The 23,207-nt window shown below is 70.6% G+C and carries 20 protein-coding genes; 4 read left to right on the forward strand and 16 right to left on the reverse strand.

From position 1 onward, the window contains the following. Positions 1–164: 164 nt before the first annotated feature. The gene (mgrA, locus tag OHA30_RS23285) at positions 165–1,208 is read right to left on the reverse strand and encodes an L-glyceraldehyde 3-phosphate reductase (RefSeq protein WP_328915806.1); all 1,044 of its coding nucleotides are present in this window, start codon (positions 1,206–1,208) and stop codon (positions 165–167) included. Positions 1,209–1,343: 135 nt separating this feature from the next. On the opposite strand from mgrA, the gene OHA30_RS23290 reads away from it, so the two are divergent. The 4 genes from OHA30_RS23290 (at position 1,344) to OHA30_RS23305 (ending at position 6,378) form a co-directional block, all read left to right on the forward strand. Continuing rightward, positions 1,344–2,105, forward strand: coding sequence for an isoprenyl transferase (locus OHA30_RS23290; RefSeq protein WP_328915807.1), 762 nt, complete (start codon positions 1,344–1,346; stop codon positions 2,103–2,105). Positions 2,106–2,327: 222 nt separating this feature from the next. Continuing rightward, positions 2,328–3,647 carry a PhoH family protein gene (locus OHA30_RS23295; RefSeq protein WP_328915808.1) on the forward strand — a complete coding sequence of 440 codons (1,320 nt, stop codon included), beginning with the start codon at positions 2,328–2,330 and terminating at the stop codon, positions 3,645–3,647. Between the two features lie 453 nt (positions 3,648–4,100). Then, positions 4,101–4,769, forward strand: a complete 669-nt coding sequence (locus OHA30_RS23300) for a transglycosylase SLT domain-containing protein (RefSeq protein WP_328915809.1) — start codon at positions 4,101–4,103, stop codon at positions 4,767–4,769. Between the two features lie 115 nt (positions 4,770–4,884). Beyond that, positions 4,885–6,378 carry an AI-2E family transporter gene (locus OHA30_RS23305; protein ID WP_328915810.1) on the forward strand — a complete coding sequence of 498 codons (1,494 nt, stop codon included), beginning with the start codon at positions 4,885–4,887 and terminating at the stop codon, positions 6,376–6,378. Between the two features lie 123 nt (positions 6,379–6,501). On the opposite strand, the gene OHA30_RS23310 is transcribed toward OHA30_RS23305, so the two are convergent. The 15 genes from OHA30_RS23310 to OHA30_RS23380 form a co-directional block, all read right to left on the reverse strand. After that, positions 6,502–8,949 carry an FtsX-like permease family protein gene (locus OHA30_RS23310; RefSeq protein ID WP_328915811.1) on the reverse strand — a complete coding sequence of 816 codons (2,448 nt, stop codon included), beginning with the start codon at positions 8,947–8,949 and terminating at the stop codon, positions 6,502–6,504. Beyond that, a complete protein-coding gene (locus OHA30_RS23315) occupies positions 8,946–9,635 on the reverse strand; it encodes an ABC transporter ATP-binding protein (protein ID WP_328917960.1) in 690 nt (229 codons plus the stop codon). Before OHA30_RS23315 ends, OHA30_RS23310 begins: the two co-directional genes overlap by 4 nt. An 8-nt stretch (positions 9,636–9,643) precedes the next feature. Continuing rightward, positions 9,644–10,168: a PadR family transcriptional regulator gene (locus tag OHA30_RS23320; protein ID WP_328915812.1), complete on the reverse strand. Its 525-nt coding sequence runs from the start codon at positions 10,166–10,168 to the stop codon at positions 9,644–9,646. Positions 10,169–10,324: 156 nt separating this feature from the next. After that, positions 10,325–11,782, reverse strand: coding sequence for a catalase (locus tag OHA30_RS23325; protein ID WP_328915813.1), 1,458 nt, complete (start codon positions 11,780–11,782; stop codon positions 10,325–10,327). A gap of 323 nt (positions 11,783–12,105) precedes the next feature. Beyond that, positions 12,106–14,244, reverse strand: coding sequence for an ATP-binding SpoIIE family protein phosphatase (locus OHA30_RS23330; RefSeq protein ID WP_405786063.1), 2,139 nt, complete (start codon positions 14,242–14,244; stop codon positions 12,106–12,108). 141 nt (positions 14,245–14,385) lie between these two features. After that, positions 14,386–15,075 carry a class I SAM-dependent DNA methyltransferase gene (locus tag OHA30_RS23335; protein WP_328915814.1) on the reverse strand — a complete coding sequence of 230 codons (690 nt, stop codon included), beginning with the start codon at positions 15,073–15,075 and terminating at the stop codon, positions 14,386–14,388. A 208-nt stretch (positions 15,076–15,283) separates the two neighbouring features. Next, positions 15,284–15,973 (reverse strand): cytidylyl-2-hydroxypropylphosphonate hydrolase, encoded by a 690-nt coding sequence (gene fomD / locus OHA30_RS23340; protein WP_328915815.1) that lies wholly within the window; start codon positions 15,971–15,973, stop codon positions 15,284–15,286. A 23-nt stretch (positions 15,974–15,996) separates the two neighbouring features. Next, the gene (locus tag OHA30_RS23345) at positions 15,997–17,382 is read right to left on the reverse strand and encodes a class II fumarate hydratase (RefSeq protein ID WP_328915816.1); all 1,386 of its coding nucleotides are present in this window, start codon (positions 17,380–17,382) and stop codon (positions 15,997–15,999) included. 313 nt (positions 17,383–17,695) lie between these two features. After that, positions 17,696–18,862, reverse strand: coding sequence for a methyltransferase domain-containing protein (locus tag OHA30_RS23350; protein WP_328915817.1), 1,167 nt, complete (start codon positions 18,860–18,862; stop codon positions 17,696–17,698). Positions 18,863–19,144: 282 nt separating this feature from the next. Further along, entirely contained in the window at positions 19,145–19,984 is an 840-nt protein-coding gene (locus OHA30_RS23355) for a helix-turn-helix domain-containing protein (protein WP_328915818.1), read from the reverse strand. Beyond that, the gene (locus OHA30_RS23360; RefSeq protein ID WP_328915819.1) at positions 19,981–20,496 is read right to left on the reverse strand and encodes a DUF6879 family protein; all 516 of its coding nucleotides are present in this window, start codon (positions 20,494–20,496) and stop codon (positions 19,981–19,983) included. Before OHA30_RS23360 ends, OHA30_RS23355 begins: the two co-directional genes overlap by 4 nt. Further along, positions 20,480–20,683, reverse strand: coding sequence for a hypothetical protein (locus OHA30_RS23365; protein ID WP_328915820.1), 204 nt, complete (start codon positions 20,681–20,683; stop codon positions 20,480–20,482). The genes OHA30_RS23360 and OHA30_RS23365 overlap by 17 nt, the downstream gene beginning before the upstream one ends. A gap of 141 nt (positions 20,684–20,824) precedes the next feature. Continuing rightward, positions 20,825–21,055, reverse strand: coding sequence for a DUF397 domain-containing protein (locus OHA30_RS23370; protein WP_328915821.1), 231 nt, complete (start codon positions 21,053–21,055; stop codon positions 20,825–20,827). Continuing rightward, positions 21,052–21,873, reverse strand: a complete 822-nt coding sequence (locus tag OHA30_RS23375; RefSeq protein ID WP_328915822.1) for a helix-turn-helix domain-containing protein — start codon at positions 21,871–21,873, stop codon at positions 21,052–21,054. Before OHA30_RS23375 ends, OHA30_RS23370 begins: the two co-directional genes overlap by 4 nt. 206 nt (positions 21,874–22,079) lie before the next feature. Further along, positions 22,080–23,207 carry a protein-L-isoaspartate(D-aspartate) O-methyltransferase gene (locus OHA30_RS23380; RefSeq protein ID WP_328915823.1) on the reverse strand — a complete coding sequence of 376 codons (1,128 nt, stop codon included), beginning with the start codon at positions 23,205–23,207 and terminating at the stop codon, positions 22,080–22,082.

The following is a 23,207-nucleotide window of genomic DNA, read 5'->3' on the forward strand; positions in this document are numbered from 1 at the left end:
CCGAGCGAGCCGGCCCGCGCAGCCCCCGTACACCGCGCAGCCCCGAGCCGGGCCCGCCAGCCCCAAGCCGGCCCGCGCCGCCCCGGACACCGTCGGGCCCAGCAAGCCGACGCCAGGCGCCGGACGGGCCACCCGAGCCCGTCCGGCGCCTGCGGGACGTGTGCCTACGCCTCGCTGCTGACCGACCAGAGGTTGACGCCCTCGGGCTCCACCGCGTGCGTGTCGATCTCCGCCAGCTCCTGCGCGGTGAGCGCGGGCGCGCCCAGCGCCGCGACGTTCGTCTCCAGCTGCGCGACCGAGGACGCGCCGATGAGCGCCGAGGTCACCCGCTGGTCGCGCAGCACCCAGCTCAGGGCGAGCTGCGCCAGCGACTGGCCGCGGGCCGCCGCGATGTCGTTGAGGGCGCGCAGCCGCCCGATCGTCTCGTCGTTGACCAGGGCCGGGTTGAGCGACTTGCCCTGGGCCGCGCGCGAGTCCCCGGGGATGCCGCCGAGGTAGCGGTCGGTGAGCAGACCCTGCGCCAGCGGCACGAAGCCGATGCAGCCCATGCCCTCCTCTTCGAGGACGTCGAGCAGGCCCTCGTCCTCGATCCAGCGGTTGATCATGGAGTACGACGGCTGGTGGATGAGCGCGGGCACCCCCAGCTCGCGCAGGATCCGCGCGGCCTCCCGGGTGCGGTCCGGGCCGTAGGAGGAGATCCCGACGTACAGCGCCTTGCCCTGCTGGACCGCGGACGCCAGCGCGCCCATCGTCTCCTCGAGGGGCGTGTCCGGGTCGAAGCGGTGGGAGTAGAAGATGTCCACGTAGTCCAGGCCCATCCGGGACAGCGACTGGTCGAGCGAGGACAGCAGGTACTTGCGCGAGCCCCACTCGCCGTACGGCCCCGGCCACATGTCGTAACCGGCCTTCGTGGAGATGACCAGCTCGTCGCGGTAGGGGCGGAAGTCCTGGGCGAAGAGGGTGCCGAAGTTGGCCTCGGCGGCGCCGAACGGCGGCCCGTAGTTGTTGGCCAGGTCGAAGTGCGTGACGCCGAGGTCGAAGGCACGGCGCAGGATCGCGCGCTGCGAGTCCAGGGTCCGGTCGTCACCGAAGTTGTGCCACAGGCCGAGCGAGATCGCCGGGAGCTTGAGGCCGCTGCGGCCGGTGCGTCGGTACTCCATCGAGTCGTAGCGCTCGTCGGAGGCGCGGTAAAGGTTTCGGATGTTCACGGGACCTTGCTTATCACGAGACGTTGAACCGCTTACTACCCGCCACAGCCGGGCGGCGGCCGTCGGGTTCGTCCGCACGGCCGTTCGCGCAGTAGTGTGGCGCCCGGGCGACGACGCAGGAGGGGCTGGTACGCGATGAATCTGCGCGAACTGGTGTATGGGCTGTACTCCCGCAGAGTGGAAAACCGCCTCGATGTGTCGCAGGCCCCCAAGCACATCGGTGTGATCCTGGACGGCAACAGGCGCTGGGCGAAGGCGTCCGGCGGCAGCCCCGAGCAGGGCCACCGGGCCGGCGCGGACAAGATCGCCGAGATGCTGGGCTGGTGCGAGGAGACCGGGGTCGAGGTGGTCACCCTGTGGCTGCTGTCGACGGACAACCTGGACCGTCCGGCCGACCAGCTGGTGCCGCTGCTGGGCATCATCGAGGACGCGGTGACCGAGCTGGCCGCCAGCGGCCGCTGGCGGGTGCACCACGTGGGCACGATGGACCTGCTGCCCGCGCACACCCAGTCCGTGCTCAAGGAGGCCGAGCAGGCCACCCACGGCGTCACCGGCATCCTGGTGAACGTGGCGGTGGGCTACGGCGGCAGGCAGGAGATCGCCGACGCCGTACGGTCGCTGCTGCACGAGCACGCGGGCCGCGGCACCTCCATCGAGGACCTCGCCGAGCTGCTGGACGTCGAACACATCGCCGAGCACCTCTACACCCGCGGCCAGCCCGACCCCGATCTGGTGATCCGTACCTCGGGCGAGCAGCGGTTGTCCGGATTCATGCTGTGGCAGAGCGCGCATTCGGAGTACTACTTCTGCGAGGTCTTCTGGCCCGCGTTCCGGAAGGTCGACTTCCTGCGCGCGCTGCGCGACTACGCCGCCAGGCACCGCCGCTACGGAACGTGATCGTCCGGTAGTCGCGGCACACCGCCGGATCGGCGGTTCCCCGCGGTCCGCTTGCGGGTCGAATCCCAGGTGAGCGCTCGGTGACCGGGCGGTGACGGTCGGACGACTGTCATATGCGTCCGCATGGGCATGGGCTTTCCCGGGCATATCACTGGCAGACCGGCATCCGGCCCACGGCTGCCGGACCGCAGACTCACCTCTCCCGAGGGGGTTCGTCCACACGTGGTGACCAGCAAGAATCGCCGTGTTCACGACCGGCGCACATATGTACTCGACACCAGCGTGCTGCTCGCCGACCCCAACGCCATCACCAGGTTCGACGAGCACGAGGTCGTGCTGCCCGTCGTCGTGGTGACGGAGTTGGAGGCCAAGCGCCACCACCCGGAGCTCGGTTACTTCGCCCGCCAGGCGTTGCGGCTGCTCGACGAGTTCCGGATCAGGTACGGCAGGCTCGACGCTCCGATCCCGATAGGGGACGTCGGCGGCACGCTCCGTGTCGAGCTCAACCACTCGGACCCCGGGGTACTGCCCGCGGGCTACCGGCTGGGGGACAACGACTCGCGCATCCTCGCCGTCGCCCGCAACCTCCAGGCCGAGGGGTACGACGTCACGGTCGTCTCCAAGGACCTGCCGCTGCGGGTGAAGGCGTCCTCGGTCGGCCTGCTGGCCGAGGAGTACCGCGCCGAGCTCGCGATCACCTCCGGCTGGACCGGAATGGAGGAACTCCAGGTCGCCGCGGCGGACGTGGACGCGCTCTTCGCGCAGGAGACCATCGCGCTGCCCGGGGCCGAGGACCTGCCGGTGCACACCGGTCTGGTGCTCCAGTCCGAGCGCGGCAAGGCGCTCGGCCGGGTCACCGAGGACGGCCGGGTACGGCTGGTCCGCGGCGACCGGGAGGCATTCGGCATCCACGGCCGCAGCGCCGAACAGCGGATCGCCCTCGACCTGTTGCTCGACCCCGAGGTCGGCATCGTGTCGATGGGCGGCCGGGCCGGCACCGGCAAGTCGGCGCTGGCGCTGTGCGCGGGACTCGAGGCGGTCCTCGAGCGCCGCCAGCACCGCAAGGTGATGGTCTTCCGGCCGCTGTACGCGGTGGGCGGCCAGGAGTTGGGCTATCTGCCCGGCAGCGAGGCGGAGAAGATGAGCCCCTGGGCTCAGGCCGTCTTCGACACGCTGTCCGCGGTGACGTCCAAGGAGGTCATCGAGGAGGTCGTGGCCCGCGGCATGCTGGAGGTGCTGCCGCTCACCCACATCAGGGGCCGCTCCCTGCACGACGCCTTCGTGATCGTCGACGAGGCCCAGTCCCTGGAGCGGAACGTCCTGCTGACCGTCCTGTCGCGGATCGGCGCCGGCTCGCGGGTGGTGCTGACCCACGACGTGGCCCAGCGCGACAATCTGCGGGTCGGGCGGTACGACGGAGTGGTGGCGGTGGTGGAGAAGCTCAAGGGCCACCCGTTGTTCGCCCATGTGACGCTCACCCGGTCCGAACGGTCCCCGATCGCCGCGCTCGTGACGGAGATGCTGGAGGAGACCGGCCCCTGACGCGCTCAACGGCACGGGACATGATCCATTGATACGATGTCCCTATTTGGCCGTGGATCACATGAGTTGAGGCTGCTGCGCCCGGCGTGATGGGCGCAGCAGCCTAGCGTTTTCCGGGGAAGTCCGCCGGGAATTACCTTCGTTCGCAGCGTGTGAGCTTTGCCACTCAACCGGAAATTGCCGCGCGGCGTCCGCGTACGGCAGGGTGTGAGGCTGTCAGGCCCCGCTTATGGCACTCCTACACCTCTCGGGGTGTGGGTTCGGCAGCACCCCACAAGTCCACAACGACGCCATGAGCCGCCCGAGCACCACGCGGAACCCGCAAGGGACTTCGCACCGGGCCAGTACCCCCGTGACCGACCGGCCCGTACGGCGGACCGGAAAGGGGGACAGCGCCAGGGGCACGATTTCGTCCGTGCGGTCACCAAGCGGGCGATTCCGGAAGGAAACCGTGTGAGCCGGATCTCGGTCCGGGGACTCGCGGTGGCGTCCGCCACCGCCGTCACCACTGTGGGCGCCGTCGTGGGCGTCGCGTCCGGTGCCGACCAGGGCAGCGTCAACGAGCCCGTCGAAGCCGCCGGTACGACGACCCTCATCGCGGACATTCCCGCTGGACAGCAGGTTCAGCAGGCTTCGTTGACCGAGCAGGTCCAGGCTCAGTCCGACGCCGCCGACGCGACAGCGCGGAAGTCGGCCGAGCAGGCCGCCCGCGTCCAGGCCGCCAAGGACGCCGCCAAGAAGAAGGCGGCGGCCGACGAGGCGGAGAAGGCCAGGGCCCTGGCCGCCACGCGCGGCGACGCGCGGGCCAGCTTCCCGATCCAGGCGACGTACACCATCGCCCAGGTCCAGGACATGGCCCGGCAGATCGTCGGCTCCGACCAGTTCGCCTGCTTCTCCAACATCGTGTCCCACGAGAGCAGCTGGAACTACACGGCCGCCAACCCCTCGTCCGCCGCCTACGGGCTGGTGCAGGCGAACCCCGGCTCCAAGATGGCCTCGGTCGCGTCCGACTGGCAGACCAATCCGGCCACGCAGATAAAGTGGGGCCTCAACTACATGAACAGCCGCTACGGCAGCCCGTGCGGCGCCTGGCAGCACTGGATGGCGTACCACTCGTACTAGGCGGACCCGGGGTTGTCCCCCCGAGGACAACCCCGCGCCGCCCGAGCAACCCCTGTCCCCGGTAACGTCGTCCTCCACAGCAATGCCACAGACGGCCACGGGTCAGGGGAGAGCCATGCCGGACAAGCGCCACTGGAGTTCCGTGCTCGCCTCAGGGCTGGCTCAGCTCGCCGGGCGCATCGAGGAACGGCACGCCGTCGTCTCCGCGCGGGACGCGGCCGACCAGGGGGCCGCACCCGCGGCCCCCGCGGTCGTTCCCGCCGACAGTGAGCAGCCGGCCGCCACCGCCGTCGCGGCCGCCAAGCACGCCGAGTCCCTTCAGGCCGCCCGCCGAAGTGCCGCCCGCCGTACGGCCGTACGGACCGGGGCCGCCCTTCCCGCCCAGCGCTCGGCGCCGCAGGCCCACCCGGCCGAGGCCGTGCCGTGGAGCATGCGGGTCGCCGCCGAGGTCGGCTGGCGGCTGCTGATCCTGGCCGGCACGGTGTGGGTGCTGATGCGGGTGATCGGCGCGGTGCGGCTGGTCGTGCTCGCGTTCGTGGCCGCGCTGCTCATCACCGCGCTGCTCCAGCCGTTCGTCGCCCGCCTCAAGCGGATGGGCGTGCCGCGGGGGCTGGCCACCGCGATGGTCTTCATCGGCGGCTTCGTCGTCATGGGCCTGGTCGGCTGGTTCGTGGTCTGGCAGGTGATGGACAACATCGACAGCCTGTCCGGCAGCCTCCAGGACGGTATCGCCGAGGGCAAGAAGTGGCTGCTCAACAGCCCGTTCCATGTCACCGACGATCAGATCAACCAGGTGGCCAAGAACCTCAGCGACGCCATCGGCTCCAACACCAAGGCGCTGACGAACGCCGGGCTCGAAGGCGTCACCGTCATCGTCGAACTCCTCACCGGCATCCTGCTGGCGATGTTCAGCACGCTGTTCCTGCTCTTCGACGGCCCGAACATCTGGAACTGGGTGCTGCGGCTGTTCCCCGAGGCCGCGCGGGACGGGCTCGCCGGCGCCGGGCCGCGCGCCTGGCGCACGCTGACCCTCTATGTGCGCGGCACGGTGATCGTCGCGCTGATCGACGCGATCTTCATCGGCATCGGCATCTTCTTCCTGGGCGTGCCGATGGCGGTGCCGCTGGCCGTCGTCATCTTCCTGTCGTCCTTCGTGCCGCTGGTCGGCGCGGTCGCCTCGGGCGCGGTCGCGGTGGTCGTCGCGCTCGTCACCGAGGGGCCGTTCACCGCGCTGATGGTGCTGGCCGTGGTGCTGGCCGTCCAGCAGATCGAGGGCCACATCCTCCAGCCGTTCATCCTCGGCCGCGCGGTACGGGTGCACCCGCTGGCCGTCGTGCTCTCGGTCGCGGCGGGCTCGATGATCGCCGGGATCGGCGGCGCGATCAGCGCGGTGCCGCTCGTGGCCGTCCTCAACACCGCCATCGGCTATCTGCGCGCCCACGCCCGCCAGGAGACGGGCGAGCCGGACCCCGAGGGCGCCGAGGCGTACGAGCCCCCGCCCGCGGTCACGGACACCGCGTCCGAGGCCGACCCCGAACCCTCCCCGACCCCGGCCCGGTCGGCGGAACCCGGCCCCGAACCGGAGACCGGCGACCTCCCGGTCTCCTGACACCCCCGCACACCCGCCGGGACGCCACCGGGCGGGCCGGTCGCGGTCGCGTGACGAACAAGGTGGCGGAAAAGCGCGGTCGGTGAGAGCCGGCCGCGCCTTCCCGCCACCCCGTGTCGTGGGCTATTCCGTGCGGAGGCCGTCCGCGCGCATCAGGCGCCACAGCGGCGGCAGGCTCAGCAGGGTCACAGCGAAGACCACCGCCGCGCCGATCGACGTCATCGTCAGCACGCTGCTCCAGTCGGTGCGGATGGGCCGGTCGACCATGGCGAGCAGCGCCGCGCCGAGCCCGATGCCGCCCCCGCAGGCCAGCAGCAGCCCCAGCACCACCGGGATCGCGGTCTGCCACAGCACCGACCAGGCCAGCGCCGTGCGCCGGGTGCCGAAGGCGACCAGCACCGCCAGCAGCTTCTTGCGCTCCCGCAGTTGCTCCAGCATCGTCACCAGCAGGCTCGCGCCGATCAGCCCCATGGTCAGGGCGGCGCCGGCGAACAGCCCGCGGCGCAGCTGCCGGTAGCCGGTCTTCTCCTTGGTGTCGTGCAGGGCGTAGACGTACACGTCGGTGCCCATCCCGGCGACGGTGTTGCGCACGTACTCGATCGCGTCGGGCACCTTGGGGTCGACACCGACCGTGATGTGCGCGGTCGCCGACTTCAGAAGGCCCGCGTCGAGCGCCTCCGGGGTGCTGAAGATCCCCCACTGGTGGCTGCCCGTCGGGTCCGCCCGGGTGACGACGGCGCGGGCCGAGGCGGGAATCGTCCAGTACCTGGGCTTGCCGGTGTACTTGTCGCTGTCCGGCGTGTTGAGGTCGATCCGCGCGCCCGGCCTGGCGTACTTGCCCATGGCCTCGTCGTCACCCATGCCGTCCTGCGGCGAGACGATGAAGACGCTGCCGGGGGAGCACGAGGTGATCCGGGCCATTTCCCGCAGCGACGCGCAGTCGCCGACCTGGATGGGCAGATAGGCGTCGTTGTCCGTGGTCCGCCGGGTGCTCGCGTCGGGCTGGGTGGCGCTCGCCTCGGTGTTGCCGAAGACATGCGTGACCCCGCGGGTGGCGCGGATCTTCTCCGTGTACGCGGCGGTCTGACGGCCGTCGGTGACCGGCGCGCCGACGCTGGCCTGGGCCCGGGCGGTGTCGGCGCCGGTGTCGTAGACGAAGTCGCTGTTGACGCCGGTGAAGAGCATCTGCAGGGCGATCGCCCCGGCCACGGCCACGGTCACCCCGCTGACCATGCGGGCCGAGGAACTGCTGTTCAACTGGAGCCTGCGGATGGCCAGCTGCCAGGGGATCGGGCCGCCGCTCAGCCTGCTCACGACGGACTCCACCGCCCAGGGCAGCACGGCCGTCACCCCGATGAGCAGCAGTACGGCACCGGTCGCGATCTGGTACTGGTTGATCGACGTGCCGCCCTTGACCGTCCCGAACAGCGGTGCCAGCAGGCCGAGGCCGATCACCGGGACCAGCAGCCGCCACCACAGCCGGCGCCTGCGGCCCACGGCCTGCCGGACCACGCCCAGCGGTTCGATCGCCGTACCGCGCAGGCTGACCAGGGTCACCGCGACCGACGCCAGCGGTACCGCGACCACGATCAGCAGCGTCAGCGCGGTGCTCGGCGTCATGTCGGACGGGAAGGCGGAGATGTCGCGGATGGAGACCTTCGAAGCGAGCTGCCGGCCGAGGAGGAAGAAGCCCCCGCCGAGCAGCAGCCCGAACAGCGCGCCCAGCAGCGCCTCACCCGCCGCGATCCGGTGGGTCATCCGGATGTCGGCGCCCACCAGCCGCAGCGCGGCCAGCCGCCGGTCCCGGCGTTCGCCGCCGAGCCGGACCGCGGTGCCGATGAACACCGCCACCGGCAGCAGCAGCACCACCAGCATGATCACCAGCAGCAGGTCGAAGGTCGGCCCCATCGCCTCGGAGCTGCTGTGGTAGCCGAACGACGTGATCCGCTCGGCGTTGCCGTGCCGGTAGTCCGCGTCCCTGGCGACGAGTCGGTCGCTCCCGGCGTAGTAGTACAGCTCGGCAGGGCCCGTCAGCCCGGCGTGCCCGATGGTGCCGGTGATCGTGTACGGGAGGCGGTCGCGCAGCAGCGGCTCGGACGCCAGCAGGTGCCGCAGCGCCGGTGAGACCACCATCTGCCCGGGGGCGGGGACACGGTCGATCCCCGGCGGCTTCGCGGCCTGGTCGCCCTCCCGCTGGATCAGCCGGCCGGTGATGTCCTCGCCTCGGAAGACGGTGTTCTGGTCGGCCAGCAGCACGGAGTGCGCGGTGGGCTCGGCGACGAACACATTGGAGGCCGTGTCGCGGGCCACCTGCCGCTGTTCGCGCGCGTCCATCATGGCCGGGACGGCGGCCGCAAGCAGCAGCAGCGCCACACCCAGCCCGACGCCGATCGCGGTCAGCACCGTACGGGTCCAGCCCTCGCGTCCGCCGCCGGCCGCGAAGCGCGCGCCGAGCGTGAGGTCGCGCGCCCAGGTGCGCAGAGAGGCGCGGGCCTCGGGCGGCGGGCCCGGGGGCACGTCCTGGCCGCGGTCGGCCTCGACGGTGCCGTACGGTTCGTATCCCGTGCTCATGACACCCGTTCCATGTCGCGCGACTTCCCGTCCCGCACGACGATCTCCCGGTCGGAGTAGGCGGCCACCCGGGCTTCGTGGGTGACCAGGACGACCGCGGCGCCGGTGTCGTGGGCGGCGTCGGTCAGCAGCCGCATCACCCGCTCGCCGTTCAGCGAGTCCAGCGCGCCGGTCGGCTCGTCCGCGAAGACCACCCGGGGGCCGCCGACCAGGGCGCGGGCCACCGCGACCCGCTGGCCCTGGCCGCCGGAGACCTGGCCGGGCCGCTGCCCGGCGACCTCGGTCACCTCAAGGCGCTCCAGCCACTCCGCGGCCCTCGCCTCGGCCTCGCGGCGCTTGGTGCCGCTCAGCCGCAGCGGCATCGCCACGTTCTCCAGGCAGGTCAGCTCGGGCACCAACTGGCCGAACTGGAAGACGAAGCCGAAGTCCGAGCGGCGCAGGGCGCTGCGCTCGCCGTCGGACATCGCCGACAGCTCCCGCCCGCGGTAGCGCACCTGGCCGGAGTCCGGCCGCACGATGCCGGCCAGGCAGTGCAGGAGCGTGGACTTGCCCGACCCGGAGGGGCCCATCACCGCGACGACCTCGCCGGAGCGGATGGTCAGGTCCGCGCCGTCCAGTGCCGGGGTGGGGCCGTAGGTCTTGCGTACGTCGGTCGCCACGAGCAGGGGCTCGGGGCCCGCGTTCATCCGGCCGGTCACTTGGCCACCTCCGCGGCGAGTTCGTCGAGCCGGGCGGCGGTGAGTTCCAGCCACCGCAGGTCAGCTTCGAGATGGAACAGGGCGTGGTCGCAGATCAGCTGGTCCGCGAGGTCACCGGTCTTCTTGCGCCGGGTCAGCTCGCGCATCAGCCGCAGGTGCTCCGCGCGCTGGGTGTCCAGCAGATCGGCCGCCGGGCGGCCGGTCAGCAGGGCGAGCACGACCTTGGTGTAGAGGGTCGTCTGAAGGTACGGCTCGGGCTTCTCGGGCTGCGCGAGCCAGGTCGCCACGTCGGTGATCCCGGCGTCGGTGATCGCGTAGCGCTTGCGCTCGGGCCCGCCGCCCGGCTCTATCCCCTCGACCTCGACCAGGCCGTTCTTCAGCAGCCTGGCCATGGTCGAGTAGACCTGTCCGTAGGCCAGCGGCCGGTCGTGGCCGAAGCGTTCGTCGAAGGCGCGCTTGAGGTCGTAACCGTGGCGCGGGCCGGACTCCAGGAGTCCGAGCAGGGTGTGGCCGATTGACATGCGGAGCACACTACACCATGGGTATACATCACGTGTATACCCATGGTGTACAAGAGCGTATTCGCAGGTCAGGGCGGGATCGGAGCGCGATGCAGCCCCGGGGCACGGGGTGTCCGCACCTGCCCCGGGGCTGCGTCCTTCGGGCAGTGGTGGTGGTCAGCCGGGCTTGACGAGCTGCGCGATACGGTCGCCGGTCTGCCGGTCGATCCTGCGCCAGTACTCGAGCGCGCGCGCCAGCACCGGGGCGCTCACCCCGTCGCTGAGGTGACCGGCCACGTTCGACACCAGCCGGTCGCGGGCCGCGTCGTCCAGCACCTCGCGCACGAGGGTGCCGGGCTGGCCGAAGTCGTCGTCCTCGCGGTGCAGCGTGTACGCCTCGCGGACCATCTCACCGGCCGTCCGCCACCCCGCGATGTCGGCGTACGCCCGCGGGGACGCGGCGGGGCCGCCGTACGAGTTCGGCGCGTAGGGCGCGCCCACCCGGTTCGGCTCGAAGCGCATCGGGCCGTCCTTGGCGTACGAGTGCACCGGCACGTGCGGGCGGTTCGGCGGCAATTGCGCGTAGTTCGGGCCGATCCGGTACCGGTGGGTGTCGGGGTACGAGAACAGCCGGCCGAGCAGCATCTTGTCCGGCGAGGGGGCGACGCCCGGCACCATGTTGGACGGCTCGAACGCGGCCTGCTCGATGTGGACGAAGTAGTCCTCCGGATTGGTGTCCAGCGTCATCCGGCCGACCTCGATCAGCGGGTAGTCGCTGTGCGGCCACACCTTCGTCAGGTCGAACGGGTTGAACCGGTAGTTCGCCGCGTCCTCGAACGGCATGATCTGCACCCACAGCGTCCACGAGGGGTGGTCACCGCGCTCGATCGCCTCCCACAGGTCCTGCCGGTGCACGTCCGCGTTCTGCCCGGCCGTCTCGTCGGCCTGCGCCTGGGTGTAGAAGTCGATGCCCTGGTCGGTCTTGAAGTGGTACTTCACCCAGACCTTGGTGCCGTTCCCGTTGATCCACATGTACGTGTGCGAGCCGTACCCGTTCATGTTCCGGTACGACTTGGGGATGCCGCGGTCGCCCATCAGCCACGTGACCTGGTGGGCGCTCTCCGGGGAGAGCGTCCAGAAGTCCCACTGCATGTCGTTGTCGCGCAGCCCGTTGTCGGGGCGGCGCTTCTGGCTGCGGATGAAGTCCTGGAACTTGATGGTGTCCCGGACGAAGAACACCGGGGTGTTGTTGCCGACCAGGTCGTAGTTGCCGTGGTCGGTGTAGAACTTCAGCGCGAAGCCGCGCGGGTCGCGCCAGGTGTCCGGGCTGCCCTGCTCACCGGCCACGGTCGAGAAGCGGGCCAGCATCTTCGTGGTGCGGCCCGGCTGGAAGAGGTCGGCCTTGGTGAACTGGCTGACGTCGTTGGTCACTTCGAACCGGCCGTACGCGCCGCTCCCCTTGGCGTGCACCACCCGCTCGGGCACCCGTTCACGGTTGAACTGGGCCATCTTCTCGATCGTGTAGTGGTCCTGGAGCAGGATCGGGCCGTCGGGACCCACCGTGAGCGAGTGCTCGTCGCTCTCCACCGGGATGCCGGCGTTGTTGGTGGTGTACTGGAAGTTCGGCGTGCTCATGGGATGTGTCCTCCCGTCGATGCCGAGTCGGGACACCGGGGTTCGGGTCGCGTCGCGGGGCTGCTCCCCACACTCGCACCGAACCCCCGTCACGGCACCTTCTCCTTTGCCGCCCTCTCGCCTCCGGACGTACCCCGTCTTCGCCCGTCGGCTCCTCTTGGGGTTGCCCCATGTAGCCATCGAGCCAAAGGGCGCGCCGGTGTCGAAAGGGAGAGCGCGCGGAGGTCCCGAGGAACGAGGGACCGAGCACGGTCGACTTCCCCCAGACTCCGTCCGGGGGTACCCCCACACCGGATGTAAGCGACCGGAGGCGAGAGGGCGGCTTAAGAAATCGGCAGCTCGAACCAGACCACCTTTCCGGCGCCCAGCCGGGTCGCTCCCCAGCGCTGGGCCATCCGGTTGACCAGGTACAGACCCCGGCCGCCCTCCTCCTCCGGCGCGGCGTGCCGCATCCGGGGCAGCAGCGGCGCGTCGTCGCCGACCTCGCAGCGCAGCACGTCGGTGCGCAGCAGCCGCAGCGTGATCGGCCGTTCGGCGTACCGCACGGCGTTGGTGACGATCTCGCTGACCAGCAGCTCGGCCGCGTCGACCTGGTCCTCCAGGTCCCAGCGGCGCAGCGCCTGCCGGACCAGCCGGCGGGCCCGGCCCGCGGTCTGCGCCTGCGGCTCCAGGAACCAGTACGCGACGTCGCTCGGCGCGATCCCGTCGAAGCGGGCGGCCAGCAGGGCGATGTCGTCGTCCCGGTCGCCAGGACCCAGGATCTCCAGCACCTCGTCGCACAGCGGCTCCAGCGGCGGCGGGGAGACCACCGTCGCCGCGTCGTGCAGGCGTTCGCGCAGCAGCTCGATGCCGCCCCACACGTCGCGGGTACGGGACTCCACCAGGCCGTCGGTGTAGAGCAGCAGCGTGGCCCCGGCGGGCGCGGGCAGCTCCACGGCCTCGAAGGGCACCCCGCCCACCCCGATCGGGGCGCCCGGCGGTACCCGCAGCACCTCGGCCAGGCCGTCGGCGTGCAGCAGGATCGGCGGCGGGTGGCCCGCGTTGGCCACGACCAGCCGGTGGGCGATCGGGTCGTAGACGGCGTAGACACAGGTCGCCATCCGGTCCTGGCCGAGCCGCTGGGCCTGCTCGTCCAGGTGGTAGAGCACTTCCTGCGGTGCCAGGTCGAGCCCGGCCAGGGTCTGTACGGTCGTCCGCAGCTGGCCCATGATCGCCGCGGACGTCATCGAGTGGCCCATCACGTCGCCGACCACGAGCGCCACCCGGCTGCCGGGCAGCGGGATCGCGTCGTACCAGTCGCCGCCGACCCGGGCGGACTCGGCGGCCGGCAGATAGCGGCTGGCCAGCTGGACCCCGGTGGGCTGCGGCAGCGAGTCGGGCAGCATCTCGCGCTGGAGGGCGTCGGCGATGTACGCCTCACGGCCGTAGAGCACGGCCTTGTCCACGCCGAGCGCGGTGTGGGTGGCGAGCTGGGCCGCCACCAGCAGGTCGTCGGCCTCGAAGGCGGGCCGGTCCGCGCGGCGCAGCAGCACCGCGGCGCCGATCACCCGCCGCCGCCCCCGCAGCGGGGCGAGCAGGGCCCGGCGGCCGGTCGGCAGCGCGCTCTCCGGGTGGCCGAGCAGTTCGGCCAGCGCGTCGGCGGCCCGCGGCGACTCCGCGAAGACCGGCCGGACCCCGCGCAGCACCTCCGCGAGCGGCCCGTCGAGCAGCACCCCGATGGTCTCGGCGGCGCCGCCGTACGGCGTCTCCAGGGCGGGCAGCGCGCCGACCGGTACGTCCTCGGGCGGGTCGCCCGGCCCGTCCAGGCCGCCGTCCGCGCGGCGCAGCCGCAGCCGCAGCGGTCCCGAGGGCCGCTCGTCGCCGACCGGCAGCGGGTCGCGCAGATAGACCAGGATCGCGTCGGCGAAGGCCGGCACGGCCGAGCGGCACAGTCCGAGCAGGATCTCGTCCAGGTCAAGGCCGCGCGCGATCCGCCGGGTGGCCGCCCCGACGTACCGCAGCCGGTCGGCCTCCGGCCCGGTCTGTACGGGCACCGGGATGCGCATGCCCACCGAGTCCTCGTCCCCGGGGTGTCCGGCCGCGTCCAGCGGCGTACCCCGTGGCGGAGTGCTCACAAACGCTCCCAACGCCTCGCTCCCCTCCGTGACTGTCGGCGCCCATCCGGTCCCGTGCGCCGGAAAGGGCGGCAACGGTGCCCCTTCGTCCTCTGCACCACCGTACGGCCCGCCGGGCTCCTCGTGTCCCGCTTGCGGGTCGGAAGCCGGGTCGGCGTGCGGGACGGGCGGTGCTTGCGGCATGTTCTGCGGCTTTTGGCCGTCGGGCAGCGGCCCGTCCGGCTCGTACTCCTCGTCGTGCGACCGTGCCTCACCGGCCGCCGCGGTGTCCGCCGGGCCGGCGTGGGCGGGGCCGACGGGACCCGGCGGCGGGGCCGGAGCGCGGTCCGGAACCGTATCCGGGGGCAGGCCGAATCCGCCGCGCGGGTCCGTGGGGAGCGGCGCGGCGGAGTGCCGTGAGGGGCGGGGCGGGTCGGTGGTCACGCGAGTCGTTCCATCCGTCGGTGCTCCGCCGCGGCCAGCGCGCGGCGGGGCTCGGGCCTGGTCAGGTCAGGCGCGTCGGCAGTAGAGGAAGATCTGCTCCTCCGGCGGCACCTCGATGCTCGCCGGCGCGTAGGCGTACGACTCCTCCTTGATCACCTCGAAGCCCGCGTCCGCCACGACATGGCGCAGTTCGTCCCGTAGATAACCCGATACCCGGATCATGTTGCCGAGGAACGGAATCGGCACGTCGTCCACATCGGCCTCGACCATCGACAGCGCCAGCAGCCCGCCGGGGCGCAGCAGACCGTGGATGAGCCGCAGGGACTCCGGGATCTCCTCCCGGGGCAGCATCAGCAGCGTGAAGAAGGCCGCGGCAGCCTCGAAGCCCTGTCCGTCCAGCGGCCCGCCCTCGCCCAGGTCGGCGATGTCGGCGTGGATGAACTCCGCCTCCGGCACGTTCGCCCGGGCCTTGGCCAGCATCCCGGGGGACAGGTCCACCCCGGTGACCCGCAGCCCGGCGTCGGTGAGCTGGCGCGCGGTCGGCACCCCCGTACCGCAGCCGAGGTCGAGCACCCGGGCGCCCGGCGGGAGCGAGGCGGTGAGCCAGCCTCCGGCCGCCACCTGACCCTCCTTGTGCGGGAACGCCTCGTCGTAACGGTCGCCGATGGCGTCGAACGCCTCCGACTGGCCGGTACGGTCCCTCCCCTGGCCTACGGCATGGGGATCCCCATCGAACTCTGTGCCGTCGGTTCCCACTGCTCAGGGCCTCCCTGACTGATTGGGTCGATGACGCCGTCGGAAGGCGTCGGCTGTGACGGGGCTGGGCAAGCGCCGAGGCGGGTACGCCGACACCCGATGTGACAGGGCGTCAAACTCTAGGCCGTGTTCGGCAATTGTGCAGTGTTCCGGAGCACGATCCTACGGTCGACGGCCAGGGGCGCAACAAGGGGCTCGGGGATCGGCCCTACTGGACCGCCGGACGGTCCCAGTCCGCCGGGAGCGCGGGCACCGGCCAGGCCGGATCCGGCCGCCAGTCCTGCCAGCGGTCACGGAAGGGCGAGCCCCAGGCCCGGATCACCTCGACCGCCCGGCGGCCCGCCTGCCGGACCCGGACGGCCAGCTCGGCGGGCATCAGACCGTCGGTCTGGGCCTGCGCGAACTCGTCCTCGTCCCGCCAGTGCCAGCTGCGGTCCGGGTGCACCGAGATGTCCAGGAAGTGGTCCTCCGAGTCCACCCCGCCCGACCAGCGGCGCAGCGGCTCCTCCAGATTCACGTACCAGCTGCGGAACCGCCACCCCTGGTCCCAGAACAGCCACACCGACCACGGTTCACCCGGGCGGGCGAGCTTGAGCACACCCGTGCCCCACCACTGCTCCACCCGGGGGACCCGCGGCTTGACGTATCTGCTGGCCAGCGGCTCGCGGTGGACGGGGGTGCCGTCGGCGAGAACCGGCCGCACACAGGGAGTGTCCGGTGCCAGCCACACCGCGAGCAGTTCGGCGTCGTCGCGCACCACGGTCACCGGCCGGCACAGGTGCACCTCGTCCGTGCCGTTGCCGCGGTAGCGCCACAGCACCTGGTCACCGGGGGCCCAGTAGGGCCGCCGCTGTCCACCGGGTCCGTCCGGGATCGAAGTGTCGACTTCCGCTGTCATGAACAGAGCTTACGGATCAGGCGTCACGGATGGGTCATACGCAGCACGTCGAGTGCTTCGTCCAGTTGTGTTTCGGACAGCAGACCGCGTTCGACATAGCCGCCCTCGACCACCACCTGACGGATCGTCTTGCGCTCGGCGAGCGCCTTCTTGGCCACCTTCGCGGCCTCCTCGTAGCCGATCCAGCGGTTCAGCGGCGTGACCACGGACGGGGACGACTCGGCGTACTCCCTGGCCCGCTCCACGTGCGCGGTGATCCCGTCGACCGTGCGGTCCGCGAGCAGCCTGGTGACGTTGGCCAGCAGCCGGATCGACTCCAGGATGTTGCGGGCGATCACCGGCAGCATCACGTTCAGCTCGAAGTTGCCGGCCGCGCCCGCCACCGAGATCGCCGTGTCGTTGCCGGTGACCTGCGCGGCGACCATCAGCACGGCCTCCGGGAGCACCGGGTTGACCTTGCCCGGCATGATCGAGGAGCCCGGCTGGAGGTCGGGCAGGCTGATCTCGGCGAGGCCGGTACGGGGGCCGGAGGACATCCAGCGCAGATCGTTGGCGATCTTGGTGAGGCCGACCGCGATCGTACGGAGCTGGCCGGAGGTCTCCACGATGCCGTCGCGGGCGCCCTGGGCCTCGAAGTGGTCGCGGGCCTCGGTCAGCGGCAGGCCGGTGGTCCCGGCGACCTCGGCGATCACGGCGGCCGAGAAGCCCGGCGGGGTGTTGATGCCGGTGCCCACGGCGGTGCCGCCCAGCGGCAGTTCGGCCAGCCGGGGGAGCGAGGAGCGCAGCCGCTCGACGCCGTAGCGGCACTGGGCCGCGTAGCCTCCGAATTCCTGGCCGAGAGTGACCGGTGTCGCGTCCATCAGATGGGTGCGGCCGGCCTTCACGACGGTGGCGAACTCCGCGGACTTCGCCTCCAGGGATTCCGCCAAACGGGTGAGGGCCGGAATCAGGTCGCCGATGACCGCGGCGGTGGCGGCGATGTGGATGGAGGAGGGGAAGACGTCGTTGGACGACTGGGAGGCGTTCACATGGTCGTTCGGGTGCACGTCGCGGCCCAGCCGCTCGGTGGCCAGGGTGGCGATCACCTCGTTGGCGTTCATGTTCGAGGACGTGCCCGAGCCGGTCTGGAACACGTCGATCGGGAACTGCTCGTCCCACTTCCCGGCGGCGACCTCCTCGGCGGCGGCCCGTACCGCGTCGGCGATGTCCCGGTCGAGGACGCCCAGCTCCCCGTTCACCTTGGCGGCGGCGGCCTTGATCCGGGCCAGGGCGGCGATGTGCGCGCGCTCGATGGGCCGGCCGGAGATCGGGAAGTTCTCCACGGCCCGCTGAGTCTGCGCCCGCCACTTCGCCGCGGCGGGCACCCGCACGTCACCCATGGAGTCGTGCTCGATCCGGAAGTCGTCCATACGTATGAGAGTGCCCAGAGCACACACTTTTGTTCCCCCGGGGGGGCCAGCGGGACGAGCACCCGCATGTGGCCGGCCCGCGCGCAATGTTCAGCCCGTCCGGTGTCGGCGGGGCCGGGTGGGCGCGCGTATCTCGGTCCGTCCGGCGTCGCCCAGGGTTGGGACGCGCGTTATTTCAGCCCGTCCGGCGTCGGTGTGGCCGGGGCGCGCGTTATTTCAGCCCGTCCGGCGTTTGAGGACTTCGGGAAGGGGCGGGGTGGGGAAGAAGCCCCGCAGGGCCGCCCAGCCCCGCCCCCACCCCCGGCAGACCCCCTCACGGCCCTACGCGATTCCCCGGCTCGTCCAGCCACACCCGCTGCCCGGCGGGGCCGACCGTCAGCCCGAAACGGTCGAAGGCCGGGCAGCCCCGGGACTGCCACCAGCGAACGGCGCCCTCGACCTCGTCCCACAACCTGCGGGGCCCGGCCTGCCAGACCGTAGAGGTCGGTCGGCCCTCACGGAAGACGGCGACGGCCCAGGACCGGTCTGTCAGACCGTAGAACCAGACCGGCTGCACGTCCCCGCGCCGCTCGGCGAGCGCCCGCACACAGCCGGGTACGAGGAGCCCGAGGACGAAGGGGGCTGACGCGTACCGCCCGGTGAGGATCTCCTCCGCGGCGAGCGTCGTCGTGGACTCGTCGGCCCCGGCCGTACCCTCTGCCGGGACGACGTCACCGTGCCGTACGGTCGTCCGCTGCCCGCGCATCTTCATGAACTCCACCAGGCGCGTGAACCGCCCCGACGCGACCCCGTCCGCGACCTCCAGGCGGACCAGCGCGTCACCGTTGCCGAAGTGCGTGCCCCACGGGACCACGATGGTCCCGCCCGGCGCGGTCTGCTCCACCCACGCGTAAGGGATCTCGCGCAGGCCGCACGTCGCGATGATCCGGCTGTACGGTGCCCGGGGCGCGTGACCGGCGAAACCGTCGCCCGTGATCACGGTGGGACGGAACCCGGCGCGCTCCAGCGCGGCCCGTGCCGTCGCCGCGACGGCCGCGTCCACTTCGACCGTGGTCACGTGGGCGTCGCCCAGCACGTGGGAGAGCAACGCGGCGTTCCACCCGGCGCCCGTCCCGATCTCCAGCACGCTGTCGCCGGGGCCCGCGCTCAACTCGTCCAGCATGGCGAGGACGACGGACGGCATGGAGACGGAGGACGTCGACACCCGGCCCGGTGCGCGCCCTTCGTGGTCGCCGTCGTCCCACTGCGTGACGATCGGTACGTCCGCTTCGGCGAACTCCCGCCAGGCGGCCGGGTCCTCGGCCCTGGAGACCGGCACACTCGTCTGCCGGTCCAGGTCGAAGGGCCACATCAGGTCCGGCAGGAACGCCGCGCGTGGCACCGCGGCGAAGGCCGACGCCCATGGCGCCGGCACGTCCTCCGGCCCGAGAAGACGCCGGCCCGACGCGGACCGGCCCTTCTCGTCATCGACCGCCGTCACCTGCGGTGCGTTCCGTCACCGGGAGGTGTGCTGCCGTCCGGGTTCGGCGGCTCCTGCGGCGGAGTCCACGGCGTCCCGGGGTGCCCGTCCCCCTCGCCCTCTCCGCCGTTGGCGGTTGTGATTGCCTTCGCGATGTCCACGAGGTGTCTCCTTCGCTGAGTCTGGTGCTGCCCTTTCGACTTCACGGTAGGCGGCCGAAGCGAAGGGGCCCATGGTGTTTCCTGTTCGGGCAAGAACTCGTGCGGGCCCCGCACCTCACGCGCGGCCGGGCGCATTCGGGGGCTATCCGGTTTCTTGTTCCCGGAGGTATTCGTCCCGGATGCACTCCACCGCAGACCGCATTTCGTCCCCGTAGAGCGCTACCGCAGAAAATTGGTCGAAAGTTGACAGGTAGATCCGGATGTCTGCCGGGTCTCTGGTGGTGATCTGCGAGTGAAAGGTTTCCACGATCACCAGGCGTTCGTCGTAAACGCTGTAGCACGTCATCGGGAAGTCCGGCATCTTTCGACCGAGTGGAATGACGCCAATGTTCACGTTGGGCAGTCGTGAAAGTGAGACCAGGCGGTCCAGTTGCATTGCCATGATCGCGCGATCTGAGATCAGCCAGCGAAGGACGTGCTCGCAGATCAGGAATTCGAACCGTCGAGTCTGGTCGTACAGGGCCCGCTGTCTTTCAAGGCGCGCTGATGCTGCCTTGCTTCTGGTTTCTTCCGACTGCTCGGGAAGCAGAGTGAATACGGCAGCAATGTACTCAGGTATCTGGAGGAGGCCGGGGATCAGTTGCCCTTGGAACAGTCGCAGGGTGGTCGTTTGAGCTTCCACTGCCTGAATGGACTGCTGGTGCTTCCACGGTCCCATTCGGCGGAGTACCCGCCAGGCTGTGGCCTCTGTGGCCGAGAAGCGTGCGGCCCTGAGAAGTTCGTCCTTCGCGCTGCCGGAGAGGTCAAGAGCGGTAAGGATCAAGTCGACGTCCGCCACTGTGGGAAGGACTCGACCGTTTTCGATTTTGGACAGTTTCCCGGCGGACATGCATGCCCTGCGCGCGACGGTGGCACCGGTGAGGCCGGATGCCGTCCGCAGTGCCCGCAGGGCGATTCCGAGATCTTTCCGCTCGCTACTCAAACTCGGTGCTGCCAGTATTCTGTGTACGGGATGGCGTTGGCCCACGAGATATCCCGGTAGGCGCGGTACACGGGCAGTGCTTCTTCCCCAAGCGGTTCGGCGCCCACGAACTCGTCGGCGTCGTTGTAGTGCATTTTGTAGACGCTTGTGTCATCGAACAGCCAGAAATCGTGATCGGGCAGCCCGTCCACCGCCTGTGTGGCCAGATCGACGATGCGAATCTCTTCCCCAGCCGCCGCATTGCCGACGTATCCCCAGTCGAGTTCGAACCGTAGATAGTCGCTGAGGGGAGAGCGGACGATGTGTACGCGCCGCAGCGTCTTCCCCGCACCGGTCATGGAACGGACCCAGGGGTTGTCCTGCCAGGCGGCGGGCATTTCCTCGCCGGCCAGGAAACTGGCGTACTCCGCGCGCTCCCCGTCCACGTCGTAGCGGTCTTTTGTCTCCATCTTGAAGGCGGAGGACGTGAAGTCACGGAAAAGTCGATGGAAATCCTCACCCACGAGGAGCATTGAAGAAACCCTCCAGGAGTTCGGCCGTGACCTCGACTGCCGTTTCGTTCTCCGGTAAGTCGATTTGCGCCAGGCGTTCAGCGTCCAGCACTTTGAAGCCCTGGATGATGTAGCTGCCCTGCTCCGTACGCCACAGAGTGGGGCACGGGCCCTCTCGACAGTCGCTTGCCAACTTCTCAAGTGCCATTGCCGCTCCTTCGATCGACGTGTCGTGTCCGATGTTGCCGATCCGAACAGGGCGGGGGCAAGGGTTACGGCTTTCCAGGACAGGAAAATGGCAAAGCCGAGGGCCCCGTGTGCCTTGGGACCCTCGGCTTGTCGGGGTGGGTCAGGCGCCGGGGAGTTCGTCGGCGCGGAGGGCGGTGACGAAGGTTGCCCAGGCGGTGGGGGTGAAGGTGAGGGCGGGGCCGTCGGGGGTTTTGGAGTCGCGTACGGGGACCAGGCCGTGGGTGGCCGCGTGTGTGGGCGCCCACTCGACGCAGTTGCCGCCCTCGCCGCCGCTGTAGGTGCTCTTGACCCATACCGAAGGTGTACCGGCGAGGTCGGGGCTGTTGCTCATCTGGCGTGCTCCTCCGCGATGTTCCGGATGAGGGACAGGGACTCCTCCGGTGACGTGGAGGCGGCGCGGAGCCGGTCGTACGTGGCCTGGGCGTTCTCCACCACGGCAGCCGAGTCGTTCACGTGCCCCGATTCCCTGGTCTCCGAGTACAGGACCCGTGTCCCATCCCCTGACGTAAGCAGGATAAACGGAAGTGATGAAGCCGGGGCGCCCGCGCTGAACGGGAGTACCTGGACCGTGATGTGCGGGGTGGACGCCTCCGCGATGAGGTGCTCCAACTGCTCCACCATCACCGCTCGGCTGCCGACCACCGTGCGTAGCACGGACTCGTGGAGGATGACCCACAGCAGCGGCGGCTTGCCTCGCTCCATGGCGCCGCGACGGTGTCGCCGCGCATCGACCCGGGCCTGGATCTGTTCGTCGTCCTCACGCGGGTTGGCGGCCCGGAAGGTGGCTTCCGCGTACGCCGGAGTCTGCAACATGCCCATGATGAGCGCGTTCGAGTAGTCGCAGATCTCCTTGGCCTCCTCCTCCAGCTTCACGTACGGGATGAACCAGCCCGGGTGCCCGCGTTCACTCACCCGCTCCCGCAGCCGGACGAAGAAGCCCGACGTCTCGAAGACCCGGTCGCACGCGTCCGCGAACTGCCCGGACCCCAGGAGCTTTCCGCTTTCGACCCGGGTGACGTACGGCCGTTCGTACCGTGCCTCGTCGGCCAGTTGCTGCTGCGTCAGGCCCTTGTGCTCGCGGGCGAATCTCACCTCCCGGCCGAAGTAGGCCGCGCCGTCCCGCCGCTCGTCCCGCTGCTGATCACTCATCCGCTCCCCAACTCCCCATCGTTCCAATCCGTCCGGAACCCACCCGCCTCTGGCCGAAAGCCCACGACGGGCGAGAGCCTGGCCGAGGCCGACCTCCGTCTGTGAGCGTACGAGCACATAGAGATATTTGCCATCAAAACCTAAGAAAACCCCACGAAAGGGTAATAGCCGACGAGGGGCGGGCTCCGCTCGGGCAGTCGCGGGGGCTACATCGTCGTCACGGCGTTTCCAGGGTGATCCAGCCACACGGTCTGGACGTCGGGCAGCACCGAGACCCCGAACCGGGTGAACTCCGGTCGGCCCTGGGCTTCCCACCAAGCCCGAGCGGCCGTTACCTCGCCCCACAGATTCCGGGGACCGGTCTGCCGTACCGCGTCGCTTCCTTGCCAGTTGTCGTAGAACACGACGGCCTCCGAGCCGTTCCCGTCCCACAGCACGAGTCGCCGTGTGGCCTCCGGGTCGCTGACGTTCCACGCTTCCCGGTAACGAACGGCGGGGACGCGGAGGCCGATGGCGAAGGCGCAGTGAACGGATTCGAGGGCCAGTCCGGGTTCAATGGGGGAGGGGCCGTACCGTGATCCGGTCCGGTCGCTCATGGGGGCGGCGGCAGGGGGACGTTGGCCGCGGACCCACATGAAGTTCACGCTGCCCGTGAATCGGCCGACCGCCCGGTGCTCCCCGTGGACGTGCAGCTTCAGCAGGCCGGCGTTGCAAAAGGGCGTGCCCCAGGGGGTGACGGCGACCCCGCCGGGAGCACACTGTTCCACCCAGGCGCGGGGTACGCGGGTGACCGCGGCGGTGGAACTCACTCGGTCGTACGGCGCCTTCCCGGGGAATCCCTGAGTTCCGTCGCCCGTGATGAGCAGAGGGCGGTGGCCGGCCGACTCCAGCGCGCTTCCGGCCCGCGCGGCCACTTCCGCGTCGATCTCGACGGATACGACGCGATCCTGTCCGACCCGTTCGCAGAGCAGTCCGGTCGACCACCCGGACCCGATCTCCAGTACGGAATGGGTGGGCCGGAGGTCCAATTCCGCCATCATGCGGGCGACGAGGGTCGGCATACTCACGGAACTCGTCGCGACGCCGGGGCCGTTGTCGTCCCCGTCGTCGAGCTGCGTGACGACCACGTCATCGGCGTGGACCTTGGCCCACCACTCCTCGGGGCTGTCCTGCCTGGTGATCGGCCGGTATCCGCCGGGACCGTCTTCGATCCAGATGCGCTCGGGGACGAACGGACTGCGCGGGGTGCGCAGGAACGCACCCCGCCAGCCCACTCCCAGAGCGCCGGACTCGCCGAGCCGAGCGACGAGTTTCCCGTACGCCGAGTCGTTCAC

Source organism: Streptomyces sp. NBC_00223 (assembly GCF_036199905.1).
Taxonomy (GTDB): Bacteria; Actinomycetota; Actinomycetes; order Streptomycetales; family Streptomycetaceae; genus Actinacidiphila.